General features: G+C 60.5%; 16 protein-coding genes. 7 read left to right on the top strand and 9 right to left on the bottom strand.

All coding sequences use genetic code 11. From position 1 onward, the window contains the following. Window positions 1-81: 81 nt before the first annotated feature. Window positions 82-405: a DUF736 domain-containing protein gene (locus tag ACFFNA_RS41030; RefSeq protein ID WP_006205585.1), complete on the top strand. Its 324-nt coding sequence runs from the start codon at window positions 82-84 to the stop codon at window positions 403-405. A 58-nt stretch (window positions 406-463) separates the two neighbouring features. Next, window positions 464-805, top strand: coding sequence for a hypothetical protein (locus tag ACFFNA_RS41025; protein ID WP_378926199.1), 342 nt, complete (start codon window positions 464-466; stop codon window positions 803-805). 120 nt (window positions 806-925) lie between these two features. Here ACFFNA_RS41025 and ACFFNA_RS41020 read toward each other — a convergent pair whose 3' ends face one another. Further along, window positions 926-1,315 (bottom strand): hypothetical protein, encoded by a 390-nt coding sequence (locus ACFFNA_RS41020; RefSeq protein WP_378926196.1) that lies wholly within the window; start codon window positions 1,313-1,315, stop codon window positions 926-928. Continuing rightward, entirely contained in the window at window positions 1,312-1,992 is a 681-nt protein-coding gene (locus tag ACFFNA_RS41015) for a nucleotide-binding protein (RefSeq protein ID WP_378926193.1), read from the bottom strand. Before ACFFNA_RS41015 ends, ACFFNA_RS41020 begins: the two co-directional genes overlap by 4 nt. A 495-nt stretch (window positions 1,993-2,487) precedes the next feature. Between ACFFNA_RS41015 and ACFFNA_RS41010 the strand changes: the two genes are divergently transcribed. From ACFFNA_RS41010 to ACFFNA_RS40990, 5 genes are all read left to right on the top strand, one after another. Beyond that, window positions 2,488-2,895 carry a hypothetical protein gene (locus ACFFNA_RS41010; RefSeq protein ID WP_378926191.1) on the top strand — a complete coding sequence of 136 codons (408 nt, stop codon included), beginning with the start codon at window positions 2,488-2,490 and terminating at the stop codon, window positions 2,893-2,895. Then, window positions 2,892-5,123 carry a relaxase/mobilization nuclease domain-containing protein gene (locus ACFFNA_RS41005; protein ID WP_378926189.1) on the top strand — a complete coding sequence of 744 codons (2,232 nt, stop codon included), beginning with the start codon at window positions 2,892-2,894 and terminating at the stop codon, window positions 5,121-5,123. The genes ACFFNA_RS41010 and ACFFNA_RS41005 overlap by 4 nt, the downstream gene beginning before the upstream one ends. Before the next feature lie 280 nt (window positions 5,124-5,403). Continuing rightward, the gene (locus ACFFNA_RS41000; RefSeq protein WP_378926187.1) at window positions 5,404-5,886 is read left to right on the top strand and encodes a hypothetical protein; all 483 of its coding nucleotides are present in this window, start codon (window positions 5,404-5,406) and stop codon (window positions 5,884-5,886) included. Next, window positions 5,883-8,372: an N-6 DNA methylase gene (locus tag ACFFNA_RS40995; protein WP_378926185.1), complete on the top strand. Its 2,490-nt coding sequence runs from the start codon at window positions 5,883-5,885 to the stop codon at window positions 8,370-8,372. Before ACFFNA_RS41000 ends, ACFFNA_RS40995 begins: the two co-directional genes overlap by 4 nt. 6 nt (window positions 8,373-8,378) lie before the next feature. Further along, a complete protein-coding gene (locus ACFFNA_RS40990) occupies window positions 8,379-8,882 on the top strand; it encodes a PIN domain-containing protein (RefSeq protein ID WP_378926183.1) in 504 nt (167 codons plus the stop codon). A 163-nt stretch (window positions 8,883-9,045) separates the two neighbouring features. Here ACFFNA_RS40990 and ACFFNA_RS40985 read toward each other — a convergent pair whose 3' ends face one another. The 7 genes from ACFFNA_RS40985 to ACFFNA_RS40955 all read right to left on the bottom strand — a co-directional run bounded on the left by ACFFNA_RS40985 (window position 9,046) and on the right by ACFFNA_RS40955 (window position 18,441). Then, complete coding sequence (locus ACFFNA_RS40985) at window positions 9,046-11,565, bottom strand: DEAD/DEAH box helicase family protein (protein ID WP_378926180.1); 2,520 nt, start codon at window positions 11,563-11,565, stop codon at window positions 9,046-9,048. 350 nt (window positions 11,566-11,915) lie between these two features. Continuing rightward, entirely contained in the window at window positions 11,916-12,221 is a 306-nt protein-coding gene (locus ACFFNA_RS40980; protein WP_378926179.1) for a hypothetical protein, read from the bottom strand. Between the two features lie 58 nt (window positions 12,222-12,279). Then, a complete protein-coding gene (locus tag ACFFNA_RS40975) occupies window positions 12,280-14,430 on the bottom strand; it encodes a type IV secretory system conjugative DNA transfer family protein (protein ID WP_378926178.1) in 2,151 nt (716 codons plus the stop codon). 12 nt (window positions 14,431-14,442) lie between these two features. Next, complete coding sequence (gene virB11, locus ACFFNA_RS40970) at window positions 14,443-15,468, bottom strand: P-type DNA transfer ATPase VirB11 (RefSeq protein WP_378926176.1); 1,026 nt, start codon at window positions 15,466-15,468, stop codon at window positions 14,443-14,445. After that, on the bottom strand, window positions 15,465-16,928 hold the full coding sequence (virB10, locus tag ACFFNA_RS40965; RefSeq protein WP_378926175.1) for a type IV secretion system protein VirB10: 1,464 nt from the start codon (window positions 16,926-16,928) through the stop codon (window positions 15,465-15,467). Before virB10 ends, virB11 begins: the two co-directional genes overlap by 4 nt. Further along, window positions 16,928-17,725 carry a TrbG/VirB9 family P-type conjugative transfer protein gene (locus ACFFNA_RS40960; RefSeq protein ID WP_378926173.1) on the bottom strand — a complete coding sequence of 266 codons (798 nt, stop codon included), beginning with the start codon at window positions 17,723-17,725 and terminating at the stop codon, window positions 16,928-16,930. The genes virB10 and ACFFNA_RS40960 overlap by 1 nt, the downstream gene beginning before the upstream one ends. Continuing rightward, a complete protein-coding gene (locus ACFFNA_RS40955) occupies window positions 17,722-18,441 on the bottom strand; it encodes a VirB8 family type IV secretion system protein (protein ID WP_095204790.1) in 720 nt (239 codons plus the stop codon). Before ACFFNA_RS40955 ends, ACFFNA_RS40960 begins: the two co-directional genes overlap by 4 nt. Window positions 18,442-18,466 lie beyond the last annotated feature (25 nt).

The raw sequence follows: 18,466 nt of genomic DNA, 5'->3' as shown, positions 1-18,466 counted from the left end.
TCGCCGAGATGACCGCAGCAGGACGGCCCTCTCCTTTGGCGCCATCGGGAATGGTCCCGATGCAACCGAAGGAGAACTACCATGGCCACCACGATCGCAAACCTCACCACCAAGGCCGACGGCTCGATGGAAGGCGTCTTTGCCACGCTCCGGGTCAACGCCCCGATCACCCTTATCCCGAACACCAACAAGTCGCGCGAGGACGCGCCCGACTACCGGATCGTCAACAAGCGCACGGGCTTCGAGATCGGAGCCGGCTGGCACCGCATCTCCCAGCGTTCGGGCGAGGAGTACCTCTCGGTCAAGCTGGAAGCCCCCGAGATCGGCGTGATCTTCGGCAACCTCGCGCCCGCTCCGGGTGGCGAAGAGAACAAGAAGGTCATCCTCTGGAACAACCCCCAGTGAGGCATAGGTGGCCGGCCCCGCAAGGGGCCGGCTTCGCCACCGGCAAAAGGAGGTTGCAATGAGCCGCTACACCATCACTGTCACTGGCACCGTCACCGGAAAAGTCCGCTCGGATCCAGACGCTGTCATCGGCTACGACCCACCGCTTCGGACTTACTTCCTTCAAGCGTTCCCCCACGAAGAAACCGACGAGCCCGCGCTCTGGCTTGGCACCGCCGATAGAGCGTTCGAAGCGCTTGAGGATCTTCGCCATGCAGCCATCTCACAGGGCTACGATGTCATGCCGCTGCCGCCCGAATTGGCCGCGAAGCTGGTCGACGACAAAGCGGCATCCAGCGGGCGTCCGGAGCGGGACGCAATCCTCGGGGAACTGCTGAAACACCTCAACCAACCCAAGTAGGGCAACACATATCTCAGGGCCCGCGACGGAGTGCTCCGTCGCGGGCCCTTTTTTTGCGCGTTGCAAAAGAGCCAGGAACATCATCCATCCCAACATGCGATAGCGACTCCAAGCCGCCAATTATTCCTTCGGCAGTTTGTGCTTATGAATGCGGATATAATCCTGCACAGCCTTTCGCAGCAGCTCAGTCATGCTGTGCCCGTTGCTGATCGCCAGCAATTTGAACTGACGCTGCTCCACGGCCGTCAGATAGTAGCCGCAGCGGACCATCTCCTCCTCGCGAATCTTCTTGCCGGCGATGGGATCCTTTTTCTGACCCTGTCGCAGCAGCTTGCGAAAATCGGGCCCGACTGCCGAGGACGGCTTTGCCGGTTCCTTCATTTGTGACGTAGCTTGCTCCTTGGTCCCTGATGTCTCGACCTTCGGTGTGATAAACAGGCTCGGCAGCGCCGGCGGCTGCGTGGAAATCGCCTTCATCATGCGGGCTTTCTTGTCGGGTTCTTCACTCATGCCGCATTCCTTGTGGCTTCGATGAAGGTTTGCAGAAGGTCGTCAAAGACCCCTTCGCTCTCGGCAACCGCCTTCGCATCGGGCACGGCGGGGCTGTAAAGGGTCTGCCCGGTCTGTAGGTCGCGGTAGGCAACACGATTGTGCAGGACGTGTTCTGCAATCGGCGTGCCGTTGGCCTGGATAATGGAGCGCAGTTCGGTCAGGGCTCGTGCCCTGCCATCGATGATGGTCTGCTTGGTCAGCACGAATATCGCAGGCAGCGGTCTGCCTCGGCTCTCGACCGCCAGCGGAATGTAGTGGTCGGTGATCTGGATGGCGGCGGTCACATCGTCGAGGGCAAAATAGACCGGCACGACGACAATATCGGCCGCGAAGAGCCCGGCCATGAGGTTGTCATTCGTGGTGCCTTCCGTATCGATCAAGACGACAGAGCGCTCACCGTTGTGAATGGCTGCAGCGTCGAGGATTTCCTGCGGGGTCATCGCGCTCACCAGTTGGAGCCTGTCAGGACGGTTGCCAGCGTCACCCAGCATCTGGAACCAGCGGTTCATGTTCTGCCGCCGGTCGCCATCGATAAGAGTGACCGAATAACCCCGATGCAGCGCGACGGATGCGAGAGTGCGCAGCAGCGTTGATTTGCCAGTGCCCCCCTTAGGGATCGCAGCGGAGATGATCATGGGGCCTCCTTCCGGGCGTTGTCTCCTTGTCTCCTTGTCTCCATGTTAACATGGAGACAAGTCATCACGGACACATGGATTAATATCACGGTCGGAACATGGTGACATAGTCAACGCGGCAGACAGGTTTGGCAACCCAGGCACACACCAGTAAGGCCCGCAGGGTGCGCAGGGTGCAACCATGACGCAGCGGCTATCTTGAGTGGGGAAGGGGTTCGGTCTGACGATCCGCCTGCGAACCGCTCGGTTGTCTCCATGTTAACATGGAGACAAGTCTTCAACGCAACATTGACACATCACAATCAAATCACGATGGAAACATCACGACGTTGCGCGCGTCTGGTGTTGAAAACTGGGCTAGTTGCGAGGGGGACATCCGCTGCCGTTTTCACGCCCTTCCCTCTTTTTTGGTGGCAGGATAGCCTATTTTGTGATACACATAAAATAGGCGGCGCGGCCCTGGCGGGCCTTAGCGCCCGCAAGCGGGCTTGAGAGATGGATGAAGAGGCCCAGAAAACAGCGGTGAAGAAAGCGTCGCGACGCTATGGCGAGGTGACGCACATCCGGTTTTCGGCTGACGAACTGGCCAGCCTCAAAGCCATTGCGGGGCGGGACGGCGTAACCGTCAGCGAGGTCGTCCGGCGTCTTGTGCAGGCAGAGGCGGGGCATCTGCCTGTCGCGTCAGAGGCGTTGCGGCCGTTGATCGTGGAGATGACCGATCAGCTGCGGCGTGTCGGCATCAATTTCAATCAGGCCGTGCGCGCCATGAACGACGGCCGAGTTGCCCATGATGAGGATCTTGAGCAGGCGCTGATTGCCGTGGGCGACCTCGTGCGGCAGTTTCGTGAGGAACTGAAGGCGATGACCGTCGGGTCCCGCAAGGCGAGGGAGGCCCGGCCATGAGTGGTCGTCTTGCTGGCTACGGGGCCGAAATCGAACGCTGTCTGCGGGGCGCTACCGGCGTGAAGCGCGAGGAGCTGAACGACGACAAGTCACTGACGGGCGCCCCACGCGAGGCCAGTGAATTCCAGGCGACGAAGAGTTATGAGTGGACGGGTGACGGCGGGCGCCTCCGGCAAGGACAAGCCGGGTCGACGCTGGGTGGCGGCAGAAACGCCGCTCGTTCTTCGCCGGGAGGGAGAGGAGTGGCGGGGAGCTCCGTCTCCAGCAAGACTCCGAAGTCCGCCGCGGCTGCGCGCTCACCCACGGCCGCTAGCGCGCCGATTATGGTCTATGGCGCCACGCTCGCCGGTTTCCGGCCGGAAGAGGAGGAGGAAGACTGGAAGCGGCGCGGCGGCCGCGGTGCGGGTCGCGCGAGCGGTACTGGACGAGCGGCGCGGGTCGCCTATCAGGCGCGCGCCGTGGCGGCGCGGGCAGGCTATGCGGCGGGTGCGCAGCCTGCTGTGTTCAAGGTGATGCCCAATCCGCCATCGACCAGGGAAGCGGCTGCTCGGCTGCTCAATTACATCGGGAAGCGCGAGGACGAAAAGGGCGAGAAAAACGACATCGATATCTTCGACGAAGATGGACAGGTTATTGCGACAGGAGGCGCACGAAAGGCGTTCCTGGAAACGTTCTGCGAGACGTTCGAACCGCCCCTGGAAAACACCAATTTTATCGAGGTTCGTTTCGAGCTCGCCGGCGAGGTCGCCGATGCCGCCTTGAGCGAGGCGTTGAACAAGGCCTTCGGCGCAAAACCATTCATCTATGCACAGGATGGTCAGGCGGTGGAGGTATACGCCCACACCGATGAGCGTGCCGGGCCGCTTGCCAGAGTTCTGGCCGGCGGGCGGGAAAATTCGCGCAGCAAGGCGCTCGATAAGATCGAGGCACGCTTGTCCGAGGCCATGGGCGCGGCGGGGGTGGTAGCCAAGGCAGAGGTGATGGCGGCCGTCAGCCGTGAACCCAAAGCGAAATATTTCCTGCAAAAGTTCATCCGCACCCACAACCAGGTCCGCAACGCAAATGGCGAGCCTGTGCCTGGGGCGAAGAATTCCACCAAGGCGGCGGCTTCGGCCTACGAACAATGGCGCCCGCAGTTTTCGGGGCGTGAGCGCCGCAATGCCTATCACCTGCTTTTCTCGGCAAAAGCCGGCACCGATGCCACCGCCGTCATGGCCGCGGCGCGCGCCGTGCTAGAGGAGCGCGCGCCAGGATACAAATTCGTCCTGGCGCATCACAAGGACACCAAGCACGTCCATATCCACGCGATGGTGCAGGCGCGCTCTGCCGACGGCGAACGCCTGAAATTCTACAAGCCAGATCTGTTCGCCTGGCGCGAGACCTTTGCCGAAAAGGCCCGCGAGAACGGAATTGCGATGGTGGCGACACGGCGCATGGATCATGCGATGACGCGGCCCTTCACGAAGGAGCATGCCGGAGCCTACAGCCGCGCCCAGAGCGATCCGCGCTACCAGGTTAGCGCCAGGACGATCGAGCGGGTGGAGGCCAAGCGGCAACGCCGTTTGGATGGACAATCCCTTGTCGTGAACGGCGATGCAATCGCTGCCGCATGGCAAAAGACCGTGACGACGATGCGGATCGCGGGCGTGGTCGGTCAGGCTCTCACGGCGGCGGAGTCGATCGGCAACAATTTTCTGCAGTTCCGTCGCTATCGGACAGGGGAGGCGCAGCCAGGTCCTGGCGTGGGTCGCGGGGCTGATCAATCGGGGCAGAAGTCTTTCCTGTCCCATCCCGGTATGAGAGAATTGAATGCACTGATAGGAGATTTGAACATGGCGCAAACCCCCTTGGAAATGCGGCGTCAGATGGCCCGCGTCAATCAAGCTCTGGACAACATGCGCGAGACGCTGCCGCCGGCGCATCAAGGACAGTTCGAACAGTATCGTGAAGAGGTCAACGACAAGATGCACGACCGTCTCGCGCGGCTGCAATTCGAGCGGCAGCAACAGCGTCGCGGTGGTGGCAGTGGCGAACCGATTCCTGAGCGCGAGGCGCGGGGGCGAGACCTTCCAACCCGGGACGATTCCCGCCAGCCGGAGCAGCCGCGCACCGGCACCGAGCAGGAGATGAAAGCCAAGCAGAAGGACGCGAACAAGCAGAAGACTCAGCAGGCTGAAGAGCAGGACCGCAAGACCCAGCGCTCAAACGAGAACGACTACGAGCGTTGAGCAAGGGCCAACCTAGCGTCCTCGCGCGGTGGTCTACCAACCAAAAGGACGCAATCGTCACAGGACGATCAGGCTGTATGGCAGTAATGCGCCCTCATTTCGGTCGTCAACAGAGATTTCGAGAATCCCGAAAGCGGTCTACGCACGGCGATCGCACGCGGCAATTTTGCCCACGCGATCGCAATCCTCACTGAGAGGTCAGCCTGCTTAGAAGCAAATTCTTGCGATGATTCCAGGCGTATGGTATCTTGTTGTAAACAACAAGATCGTGAGTAAATAGGTGACGGTCCTTTATACGCCTGGCCAGCTCCGCAGCGCGATCTCGATCGCCCCGGAGACCTATCGCCATTGGAAGAAGGCACTGGCGCCGCTTCGCCGGGGCCGCGGACACAGTCCGTGCTTCAGCGCGGGCGATCTCGTTGCCGTGTCGGTCATTCGAGCGCTCGCGACGGACATGGCGGTCCGCGTCGGCGCTCTGGCGCCGATCGCCGAAATGCTGTTCGAATTGTGTAACCTGTCGCCCTGGGCAGCGCTGGAGCGCGCCAAGTTGGTCATCGACGTGGCAGGCGCGCAATTGCAGCTTCGCCCTGAGCTGGCCGAAGTTGTCAGCGATCAGCCGTTGATCACGATCCCGCTGGCGCCGATGGTGGCGCGTCTTCGCGAGCAGTTGCTGGCGGCGAGCGACAGCAGCGAGCAGGCGTCGCTTCTCTTTCCGCCGATCCCCATCAATGCTGCGGCGTCCGCGCGGGGAGGCCGGCCGTGAACGCTGTCGATAGCATCGCCCAGGCGGTCCACGACGCCGGCTATCGCTCGGAGGCTGTGGTGCGTGATTATGCCTTTGCCGACGTATTGGTCGACGCCAATACGACCCGGACAGTGCCGCTCGTCGCTTTTACGCGCACGCCGCCATCATATCGCTCAGCAGCGCTCGCGGTCGTGAATGGCGACGGCCGGCATGCGGTCGACCTGGTGAATGAGCATCGAGCATTGGGTGCGCCGCTGCTATTCGTCATCGATTCTGACGACGTGACCGTCTGGCAGGTCCGAAGCGTTGACCCGCCCCGGGCGCTCGAAAAGATCAAGCTCGCCGATCTGACCGCTTTGTTCGCGCGCAATCAGGCGAGCTGGCATCCCGATGCCATCCACCGCGCCAAGTCGGTCGGCACGGCCGGTGGGAGCTACCAGCTCGACTTCGTCGATCTCGGGCTGCTGCCCGCGATCGAAGGCGAGATTCACATCAAGCTGGACCGCCTGCTGGTCGAGACGCTCGATTTGGCCCGCAAGGCGCCCGGCGGAGACCGCCTTGACCCGCGCACGTTGTTCCGTGTGGTGTTTCGGCTGCTGGCCGCCAAGGTGCTGCAGGATCGCCGCCACCCTTATGCCGACGGCTGGAATCCCGAAGATCTAGCGTCGGTCCTGTCTGGGATCGAGACCTATTACATGCTCGGCGCGATCAACGGGTCGGCGAACGCCGCGCTGCCAGCGATGTTCGATGCAGCGTGGCGGCATCTGCGCGCCGGGATCAGCTTCTCCAACATCTCCTCCGACGATCTCGCTTTCGTCTATGAGAACACGCTGGTCACGCCGGAAACGCGCAAGCTGTTCGGGACGCACAGCACGCCGCGACAGGTGGCGGAATATGTTGTTCAGCGCCTCGAGCTGCAGAAGCACAAGCCCGAGGATATCAGGATCTACGAGCCGTTCGCGGGCGCCGGGGTGTTTCTGGTGTCGGCGCTGCGACACCTGCGCGATCTGCTGCCGGTGGAATGGTCGGACCAGCAGCGCCACGATTTCCTCATCAAGCATATCTCGGGCGACGAGGTCGATCCCTTCGCCTGCGAAGTAGCAACGCTGTCGCTAATCCTTGCCGACTACCCCAATCACAATGGCTGGCATGTCGAGGAGGCGGATCTGTTCGCCGACGGCGCGCTAGCGCAGCGGATCGGGTCGAGTAACGTCATCGTCTGCAATCCGCCGTTCGAAGCGTTCACCAAGGCTGATCGGGCCCGCTATGCGATCGCCGCCGACACGCATTCGAAGGCGATCGCCGCGCTCAGTGCAGCGCTCGACGCCAAACCGCTCGCACTGGGCTTCGTGCTGCCGCGATCGTTCATCCTCGAACAGCAATTCGCAGAACAGCGCCGTCGCATGGAGAGCCTGTACGGCTCGGTCGAAATCCTAAAGCTCCCCGACGGGATCTTCGGCGCGTCGGACGTCGAATCGTCGGCGGTCATCGCGCGCGACCGGCGCGTGCCGACGACCAAAACGGTCACGCTGCTCTCGACCGAAGTCGCCGAGCGCGATCGATCTTCCTTCCTGAAGACCGGGCGGACGACGGTGCAGCGCAATGTGAATCGCGCCGTCGACGACGACCCGCAGGGGCAGTTGTGGATACCGCCGCTTCACGACCTGTGGGACTATCTGCAGCGCAACCCGCGGCTGGCCTCGGCGCTGGAATCGCGACGCGGGCTGGAATGGAAATACCAACAGGATCAGGCGGCGAGCGATGTGGAAAAACCCGGCTATCGGCTCGGCTATGCCAATGCCCGCAACCTGCGGCAGTATCGCTCCCCCCCTTCCGTCTGGCTGGATTTCAGGTCCGACGAGCTCCGCTGCGGGGCGATGCATGATTGGTCGACTCCGAAGCTGATCGCCAGCGCCACGCGGCTGAGCCGTGGCGCGTGGTGCATCGGCGCGTTCCCCGACCTCGAAGGTCTGCTGTGTTCGCAGCAATACTTCGCCATGCGACCGACGAGCGCGGTGACGCCGAACGCGTTGCTCGCATTGACGGCTGTGCTGAACGGTCCAGTGGCGAACGCCTTTCTAGCGGTGAATTCCCCCAAGGACCGCTTCAGGGCCTCGGTCATCGACGCGATTCCGATCCCGGTTTCGCTGCCGGCGAAGCTGGGCGCGCTGGTTGAGGCCTACATTGCGCTGCTCGGCAGTGCCGACATTCTTACGGGCGCGGAGGATCAGCTGCCCCGACTGCTCGCCCAGATCGATGCCACATTGCTGGAAGCCTATGACCTTCCGTTGCGACTCGAGCGGCAGTTGCTGGCCTTTTTCGACGGGTCCGAGCGCCCTGTTTCTCATCCCTGGCAGCATTGGGACAGCATGTATCCGATGCCCGGACTGAGCCTTTCCGAACGCGCGTCGGGCCGCTTCAACCCCGGCGGAGACTGGGTCCGCAAGATCTTCCGGCCCTTGCCCGAGGACCAGCTTTTGTTGCTCCGCGAGTATGTGGCCTGAAGGAGAATGGACGCCTATCTCCTCGATACGACGATCCTGTCCATTTATCTGGATCCGACGCATCCCCACCACGCCGAAAAGAGTCAGTTGCTGGCGGCGCTGCCTGCCGACAGCCCGCTATTCATCTCTGCGGTCGCGCTGGCCGAGCTCGGGTTCGGCACCAGACTCGCCGCCGCGATCGGCAAGGGCAATCTGCCGGCGCTGGAGGCGATGCTTGTCCAAGCGCGCTCACACGCGGTCATCGACATCACGCATCATACCGCGTCGGTTTACGCCGATGTGAAGGCACGCATCGCGCAGAAATATCTGGCCAAGGTGCTGCGCAAGGATCGCCCAAAGTATATCGAGGAATGGGTCGACAAAGCCACCGGCCAGAAGCTGGGGATTGACGAGAACGACCTTTGGATGTGCGCGCAGGCCAAGGAGCGCGACCTGATCTTCGTGACCGCCGATGGCCGAATGAAACGCATTCCGGATGCCGACCCGGACGTGAGGTTGCTCGCGATATGAGTGCGGTCTTGCCGAGGCCGGCTTGGGCATAGTCCGCTCGGTTCACCGTCTAAGTGCGCCGACCCTGACTGATCAATCGCTGAAAGCAGACAGCCACGACCGTGGACAATTCGATCACTCGTCGCAGAGTGGCACCGACGCGACGATCGGACACTGTGTAGGCTCATTTCATGTCTTTGAGCTTGCGGGAGTATTTCGAGAGTAGGTCGGGAACCGACAATCCATGGGCGTCGAGAAGCTTTTGGATATGGGTCGCGGTGAGATCTTCAAGGTTTTGGTTCTCGAACGATTTGAAGAACTCGCGCGTGGCTTTGATCAAGTTCTTGAGGTCCCACTCTCGGACGCCTTCCACGTAATGCGTGAACGCCGCAGCGCTTTCGATCTTCCCGGCCGGATGGACAATGAGACGTTTGACCTTCATTTCCTTGTAGTGCTTGTCGAACCACGCGCTCGACCGGTTCATCTGCTCGGCTTCCGTCTTGTTTATCTCGGCGCGGGTCACGCCGACTTCACTTTTGCATTCGAACAAAATGTACTGGCTGTCGTCCAATGCCCAGAGGTTATCGGGGCCCTCTTTCCATTCCGTGTCCGGCCGTTCCCCGACGAAGCCGAGAGCGAAGCTCAACTCGTTGAGCGCGGCCTCAAACTTGTCCGCCTTCGTTCCGAAAACCAGTCTGCCCAGCATTTCTGTGACCCCGACATTGAGGTCTGCATAATCGTTGTGATTTCCGATCCATTTCTTGACGCGTTCGGCACGGCCCTGGCTCACCACGGTAAGTTTGGTGACAGTGACACCCGACGCTGGTTTCAGAAGGAGCCGGTTGCGCTTGTGGGCAGCGATCTGTAGGACATCGGCTTCGGCGCGATTGGCCACGAAGTTGTAACGTGCCTGATTTTGCAGGTGCCAACCCTTCTCGTCGTCGTCCAGAGCGCCCTTGTCGACGATGGCCTGAACTAGCTTGACGGCCCCGGCGTAGTCGCCCTTCATATATGCCAGTTCAGCGTCCAATTCAGATTTATAGAGCTTCGAGGCCGCCTGATCGGAGCCGGCAGCGGAAACCTTCTCCATTTGCTCGGCATAGAACGCCTTCCAGTCATCGTCGCGCTTGAGGCATTTGTTGGCCAGATCGACGAAGGCCTGCATAGGCTCTATGCCATCCTCGATATCCTGCTTGGCCATATCGGTGATTTCCAGGCCGATCTCGATCTGCGTGGCCATTTGCGACGACAGAAACCGACGCGAAGACTTGTCCCGAAGCAGTCGGACGAGGTCGGAACCAATGACGACGACGACCGAAAAGTCCTTCTCCCCGCGCACGCTCCTACCCATTCCCTGCTCCACGGTGCGCACTGCACGCATTAGGGTGGCGGCGCTATGCGGACGGCATTGCTCTTCGTAGAGGTCCGTGAGGCTCTCGGCGTAAGGTTTCGAGTCGAAGACGAGGACGCGGCATGTTTTATCAGGCAGGTCGATCCCGTCATAACGGTTTACGAGGACGACGGCGTCGTCGAATTCGCCCCCAGAAAGAGCGTCGATCACCGTACCGATTGTCTCTGTCTTTGGGACGATCGCTCCATTACTTTCCCAGGGCTTTGCTTTTTCAAAGCTGGGCACGAGTGCCACCAGTCCGAAGTTTCGCTTTTTGCTGCTCTTCGAAAACTTCTGTACGATCAAGCCATGGTCCAGATCCTCGTGGATGAGCGAAGGCAACAACACCATCTTTTCACCCGACCACTTTTCCCCGTCGTATGTCAGAGGTTTGGCAATCGATTCCGGCGAAAGCCGTAAGCCTTTGACGAGGAACGCGTCGTCGGTGACGGTGGCAGACATGAAGATGCGATGCTTGGCCTTATCGAAGGAACCGAAGGCGTCAAGCGGCGCGATATGCGGCTCGATCTCGACCGCAGTCCCTGAGATGATGCATTGGCAATGTGGCAGGAGATTTTTGAGTAGAGGCCAGGCAAACTTGATCGACTTGCGGTCGGAATTCTTCGAAAGGACTCCTGCCACCTCGGCCTCCCGGGAAATCCACGCCCAGTACGGCACCGGTAGGAACGCATCTCGTTTCTCGTTCTCAATGTCGGCGTAAGTGCCCATACCCTGCTGTTCGAGATCGGCAGAAAACAGCGCCTTCAATAGACTATAGGTTTCCTCCTGGCGGGGGATATGGATTCGGCACTGGTTGCGGATCGTGTCCGAACAGGCATGCGCGTCGTCCATCAACATCGTGTCGACCGGTACCGACTGCTTGTTGAGTCCGAACTTAGTCAGACCATTGAAGACCTTCTGCACTGACGTGACGAAGATAGCCCGGCCATCGATGAAATCTTCCGGCAGATCGCCTTCTGAAGTACACGTCCGTATTCCGAACTGGCGCGCGTGCTCGCATGTCTGGTCGACCAGGAAGTTATTTGGGCAAATATAGACCACAGGTCCATGGCCAGCGTTCAGACGGGATTGCAGCATGAGGAGGCCGATGAGCGTCTTGCCCTGACCTGTATGCAGCTTGACGATCGTGTCGCGTTTGGCAGTGTCGGACTCGAACCATTTGGTGAGCACCGCAATCTGGGCCGGACGCAAAGGCCCCTTGTCTGCCTCGCGATCCAAGGTGTCGTAGAGCTTGACGGGGTCCGTCTGTTTCTCGACGACTTTGCCGCCAAGCTTTTTCTTGAAATCGACCATTTGCAATCACACGATGGGCCAAACACACTAATATCCAAGCCGGGATTACACGCGGCAAGCACGATCGTAAACAGCCTATCCGAGTTCCGGAGCTAAAGTACTGACTCGGGTGCCCGCTTAGGAAATCGGCTGGCTAGGTCTGAACGCCCACAATGGGGTCGGAAACTGAACGATAGCTAACCGCTGGGCGTTCCACAGAACCGGACAGTCTGGTGTCGGCCCAAAGCCGCCACGCGGCAACGCATGTGAGATAAACTCTACCGCTTCCTGTTAGCCGAAATTGCAATCGGGCCACTAACAATCGTGGTTGCGCCTTTAGGCATCGTGATTGAGACCGCAGGCGGAGAAACTCATATCGGCTTTTCGATCAGCTCATCGCTGCCTGACGTAAGGCTGGCGATGCCCGCGTTCGCGCAGATGCCTCCCTTATCGGGGTTCGCCAAGCGATTGTCCGTCATCTGATCGACAACATCGGCAGCCCGATTATTTCGATATCCGAGGTTAGCCAGTGAGGAGAATGCTGCCCCTTTTGCGAACTCTCGGACTGGGAACTTGGCGATCTCATTGCGCGAAACGCGGTCGATGCGGGAATTGCGCTTGAACTCGATTGAGACCTCGGCACTGCCGAAACGCGCGGCAATATCCTCCGTCGCCATGACGTGTGCGACAAGGTCACTGTAGACAATGACCTCTCCGCCGCATCGGAATGCGAGCCTACCCATCGACTAGATCAGGCAAAGCTTCTTCGACGATGCTCAGATTTCGATCGAAAGTCTCGGTGTCGCATGCGTTGGCGCGCAGAGAACGCACCTTGTTCAGGATGGCGGCAACCGCCGCTTCTTTGTCGGGCGCTATGCGTGTTGTCACCGCTCTGGCCGCCAAAGCGGTAAAATCTATGGCGGCATAAGCCGATACGGCTGCAGCATCTGTTGCTTTCGGCCGGTCTTTTACGGTTGCGCGCCGGCCCGGCGGCGGAGCTATACGGCCTGCCTTTGCGGCAAATGTCGCGCCGCGCCGCAGCCGGGTCTGCACAAGGCCTGAGCGGTACGTGGGTGCTTTCGGCACAATCGTCGGGAGCGCAGGAGATGGAACCGCCGCGGAAGCGTCCAATGCAGGGCTTTTCGTGCGCGAAGCGTCCGTAGAGGCGGGCAGGGGCATGAACGCGCGTTTGGCGAGCTGGCCGTCGGCGAAATAGAAATTGCGCGTGCCGAGGATCGGCAGTTCTCCACGCGGCAGTATGATGACCTTGTTCTTGTCGAGCGTACGGATTTCGTCCGGCCGCATCAGTGGCCGCCGCACTTCCTTGCGGTGCTCCGAGCGCGTGTAATAAGTGTCGAACAGCGTTGCCTTGGTGCGCGTCACGTCCTTTTGCACGTCCGACGTTTCGCCGAGCTGCTCAGAAACGTAGCGCAGATCGTCCGCGTCCTGCGCACCGAAAAAGATCTGCACGCGAGCGGCGTTGATGAGCGTCTTGCGCCCTTCCTGGCGATAGATTTCGTCTACCGCCTTCAGCGACTGCACGAAAAACCACATGGAAACGCCGTTGCCGCCAAGCACGCTCGCCATTTCGGTCACGTTCTCGAGCTTGCCGAGGTTCTGAAACTCGTCGAGCAGCACAAGCACTGGATGCTCGTCCGGACGCGGCATGGTTTCCGACATGAAGTTCATCATCTGCGTGATCAGGACGTTGAACAACGGTCCAAGCGACGTGATCTGCTCGCGCCGTACGTCGAGATAAAGAGAGATCCGCTCGCGCTTGAGCTTGCGAATATCGAACGTGCTGCGCGAGGTAGCTCGCATCAGTCGCTCGTTGAGAAAAGGGGCCATGCCGGTGCGCACGCCGGCGTAGATCCCGGAAAACTGCCGCTCAGACATTTCGAAATATGGCAACAGGGTTTGCAGCGTGAAATGTGAACATTCGCGGCGGCGTTCCTCGCGTAGAGAGCCGATAAATTCCAGGAGCGGTTGCTCGGTACCATTCATGATCTCGAGGATTGTGGCGAAGGTCTTCCTCTCGTTCGGGATCGCATGGGATTCCATGACGAAGGACGCGATGCCGGTAAAGAGGAGGCGGGCATCGTTGACCCAATAGGGATCCGCGTTCGAAGGGGGGCGCGGAAACAGTGCCGCAGCGATGTTGCGAAGGTCGATGTCGCGCTGGGCTGAGTCCAGCGAGATGAAGTCCATCGGATTGTAGCATGCGGTATTCCCGTCCGGATCAGCCGGCGCGAAACGCACCACGCGGCTCATGGTCGAACGGTAACCAGCAGTCGCCGCATAGGTCTCGCCCCGCAGGTCGAGAACCACGAGCGAATGCGGCCAGGTCAAGGCGTTCGGGATGATGAGGGACGTGCCCTTACCGGAGCGCGGAGGCCCTATGACGAAGCCGCCGACATCATCGCCATCAAACCACAATTTCTTGCCACCGATCAGCTTGCGCTGCGTCAAGCGGATCTTGCCTGAGCGCTGATCGCGGCGGGGCGACAAAATTTCGGCAAGCCTGCCGCCAGCTCGACCGACGAAGACGCCGCCCACTTTCGTCAGGCCGGTTTTTGATACGTCGCTCATGGTCATGAAGCGAGAGTCATTGCGCTTTCTCGGACGCATGAGAAACAAGCTGACCAGTGGCAAGAGAAACCCTAATGCTCCTGCTGCAACGGCGTATTGTACCCGGCCAAAATTCCTCACTATTGTGTCCGCCCAGGCCTGACGAACGACCGGCAAGGGATTGGCGTTCAACTGGTCAAACAGGACGTGGGAGCCAGTCCGATACCAATCAGTCGCGGCATAGGCGACAGTGAAAAGCAGGGCGCCCATGGCCATCGCCATGAGCACCATGAAAATTGCTGTTGCGATTTTCTGCATGGGTGGGCCTCGCTAGATCGTGTCCGCCTTGGTGAACTTGATCTCGCTGATGCCGCGTCGTCCGCCTTCGGTGCGGACCATCTGGACGACCACCGGAATGACCTCGCGCAGATAGTCGAGGATTTCGCTTCGTGAGAGTCCCGTACTGCCCTGCATGACCATGAGCGCCAGCCGCTCGTAGGCGGACCGGGCGGAATTGGCATGAACCGTCGTGAGTGAACCAGGATGGCCGGTGTTGATCGCCTGGAGGAACGCGAAGGTTTCAGCGCCGCGCAACTCGCCCAACAGGAGACGGTCGGGCCGCATGCGAAGGGAGGCCTCGAGAAGCTGTTGCGCGGAGACTTTGGCAAGGCCCTGGTCGCCCTTCGAAGCTATCAGGGTGACGTTGTTGGGAGCCGGCAGCCTCAGTTCGCGAGTGTCTTCGATCGTGATGATCCGTTCATGGGGCGGGATTTCCTTCAATAGTGCGTTTAAAAACGTCGTCTTGCCGGTCGACGTACCGCCTGAAACGACGATCGAGACGCGGTTGCGCACCGCATATTGCAGGAAGTCCATCGGCGACGTGTCGCGCAGCATTTCGACGAGTCGCTTTTCTTCGGTTGAAAGCGCCAGGCCGGCACTCATCGCCGTGTCCTCGAATGCGCCAAGATCCCTGTAGGCATCAAGGCTCATGTCCATGATGACCTGTTTGCGGATTGAGATCGCCCCGCCTTCGGGAGCCGCCGGCGGCAAGATGCATTGGATACGCTCACCCGAGGGTAGCGCGGCCGACAGGACCGGTTTTTCTTCGTTGATGACCTGATTTGTCGCCGAGGCGACGCCCGTCGAGATGTTGCGGATCCAGCCGGGCGTGACCTCGCGCTTGACGATGTGCTCCATTTCCTTCGCGCCGAGGCGTTCGATGAACAATTCACCTGGCCTGTTGATCGCAATCTCGGAAACCGAGTCTTCGTTCAAATAGGACCATATCGGTTCCAGATGCGCGCGAAGAACCGGGGCTCTTACCCAAGGGTCGGGGAGGGGATGCACGGCGTTCATTTCACCGGGCTCCCATAGCCGGGATAAAAATGATCCTTTGGCGTCGCGTAAAGAGGCGTCGGATCGATCGCGGTCTTCGGCCGCCCACCTGCCTTCATTCGTGCAACTTCTTCCTGAACGGGATCGGCGTACAAATCCGAGAAATCGAGATCTCGCCGCACCAGCACGACGACCGATGTGCCCTGGTCCACGTAGACTGTCGGGCCAATGTTCTGGGTGTCGCGAAACGCCTCTTGCGCGAGTTGCTGCAGGGCGGTCGATGACTTATCGAACGCGATGCCGCGGGCGTCGCGCTGCGAGCCATTGCTACCATAAGTTACGGTCGTGGTCTCACCGGTTACGGGATCGATCGTCGACACCTGGCGCTGTTGTCCATCCTGGCTGCTGTCGCCAAGCGAGGACAGATACTCAGAGACGCCGCCAACGACCGAAAGCATGATGGCGTTGCCGTACCGCTCAACCCAATGCGTATCGACACGGCCGCCCATGCCGCCGCGGCCGAGCGCGTCTGCACCGGGTGACTTGATATCGACGGAAATGCCGTCCGCGCGGATGACCCTGTTCCAGACGATGAAAACACGCTTCTGACCGCGCGCAAGCCCCGAACGATATTCTCCGGTCAGGCGCGAGCCTTTTGGAATGAGGATCCGCCTGCCGTCGAGCGAGAAGACATCCTCCCGCACGACAGCGCGTACCGCACCGGGAAGGTCGGTGTTAACAGCGGTTTCCAAATAGCCGCGAAGGATCGTGCCTTCAGGGATCAACGCATCGGTGCGTCGAAAAACCCTGGCTTTGACGATGCCGGAGGAACTTGCCTCAGACTGCGCCAGGAATGCCTTGTTGGGATCGCTGTCGGCGCCGGGGACCGGAATGATCTGACCGTCGGGCGCGATTTCGGCCTGTGCCGCCTGGGCGCCGGTATCCGTCGAGCCGGTTTCACCATTTGTCACCATCTGGTTGGATCGTAGGCGTTCCCACACGGCCTTTTCATGCTCAGCGGCCTCAGCCTTGCGGCGAGCCTCGTCATCAGCCTCGGCCTTGCGGCGGGCTTCTTCCGCCTCGGCCTTGCGGCGAGCTTCCTCGGCCGCCATTTGTGCTTCCAGCGCCCGCCGCTGCGCATCGAGATCCGCGCCCTCCTGCACGGTCTGATCGACGTTGTCGGCTTGTTGCGTGGCCTTCTGGTCGTCAGCCGGTGGCGGCACCACGATCTGGTCGATCGTGCCGTCGGCAGGTTGAGGCGGCTCGTTCAACGCCGGCGGGCGAAACTCCGGCGGGTTGAAGTTTTCCTCGCCATCGCTGCGAAGATCGCGCGATACCTGCTCCCGAGGCCAGTTCAGCCATATCAGCGCGCCCACCAGCACCACGCCGAGGCCGACCAGGGCGATTTTGGTACCCACACCCGCACCGCGGCGCGCGACCGTCGGGCTGCCGTCCAGTTGGTTATAGTCTATCTGCGTCATTACCGCCCTCCGCTGGACCCGAACAGGGTGGAACCACCTGTCAGTTTCGTTGGACCGTAGACCTGCTCGACTGGATCGATGGCGTTGGGTCGAGCCCGGTTGTAAAGGCAGAGCGTCTTGCCATCGGCTCGCAGGGTGAATTGCCGTGCCACCTTGTCGACGACGGTGTATTTGCCCTGAGTGCGAACGTTGACCAGCGACTCATGGCGCTTGTCGTCGACCACGAAAATCGCAGGAATGTCACCCTTGAACTCCAGAAACACCTTGGTGCCGTCGTCGAATACGGTGCGCGGCTTCAAGCTGTCATCGCCTTTGTACGCATAGTCGTAATTGAGATCGGCATAGTTCAGGTCCTTCAAATCCGGATCGGCGGCGCTTTCCTTGGCCTGCGAGAGCAGGCGCGCGTTGATATCCTCGTTCGGGTATTTGAACCGGACTTGGAAGGATGCCCGGTCGCGGCTATTGTCAGTTGCCTGCAGCAGCAGGGAATAGACGCGCCGGTTGGTGACCACGTTGACGTTGGTCCAAGCATCGCGCTCCAGCGGCTTGACGAAGAGAAATCGCGATCCGCGTTTGGGGATGATCGACCAGCCCTTCGTGTCGCCGGCGGAGACGGTTTCGATGACTTCGGTAGGACTGAGTTCGACCATCGTCGAAATACCGAGAGCGGCGCGCACCGACGTCACGTCGTCATTGTTGAAGGTGACATATCGGATACGGCCATCGCGCGCCGCCGCGCTATGGGTCGCGCAGAAGAGAAGGGCGGCACACAGCGCTAGCTTCACGCGCCGTCTCATTGCAGGCTCCCCGCGGCCGGCGCCGATTCCTGGTCGCGGCGGTAATCCGTAACCTGAAATCCCAACGGGTTGTCGAAACGCCATTCGTTCTTGAGCGGTGTTGAGGTGTAGCGGAATTTTATCACCGCCACCCAATTGTCGGCGGTGGATGAATTGTCCCGCCGCGTCGTCGTGGCAAAGCGCACCGAGGCCGTGTTGCGATTGAGCAGGGAAACCGACTTGATCTCGACCGCGACAGTGACATTGCGGCCATAGATCTTGTCGAGCGATTGCGGATTTGCTGGCGTGTACAGCCATGTCAAATCCTTGGACGCCGCGTCGGTGGAGTAGAGCTGCGCCAGGTCGTAATTCTGTTTCAGCTCACGGGAATCGTATGTTTCGCGAGCACGAATATAGCGGACGAGATTGGCCGCCGTGACGGCTTCGTTCTGTGACAAGTCTCCAGGCTTGAGCGCTCGCACGATCTCGAGGTATCCCGTCGATTTATCGACCTCGACAACATACGGTTCGAACTGCCGGAGCGGCAGGATCAGCACGAGCGCCAGCAGCGAAAGCACCGCCACCAGTCCGGAAACGCCGCTGACGATCCATGCCAATGTACGCGATCGCCGCATTGACCTGTGCGTGTCGTCTTCCCAGGTCGCGCCCGCCCTGTAATAGCGTCTGTCGACGAGCTCGCTGCCGCCGTTAGCAGCTGTTTCCGATGGAGTTGACACTTACCATTGCCTCGTTTGCGTGACC

The organism is Mesorhizobium kowhaii (genome assembly GCF_042431665.1).
GTDB lineage: Bacteria > Pseudomonadota > Alphaproteobacteria > Rhizobiales > Rhizobiaceae > Mesorhizobium > Mesorhizobium kowhaii.
This window is presented reverse-complemented; position numbering and strand designations above follow the sequence as displayed.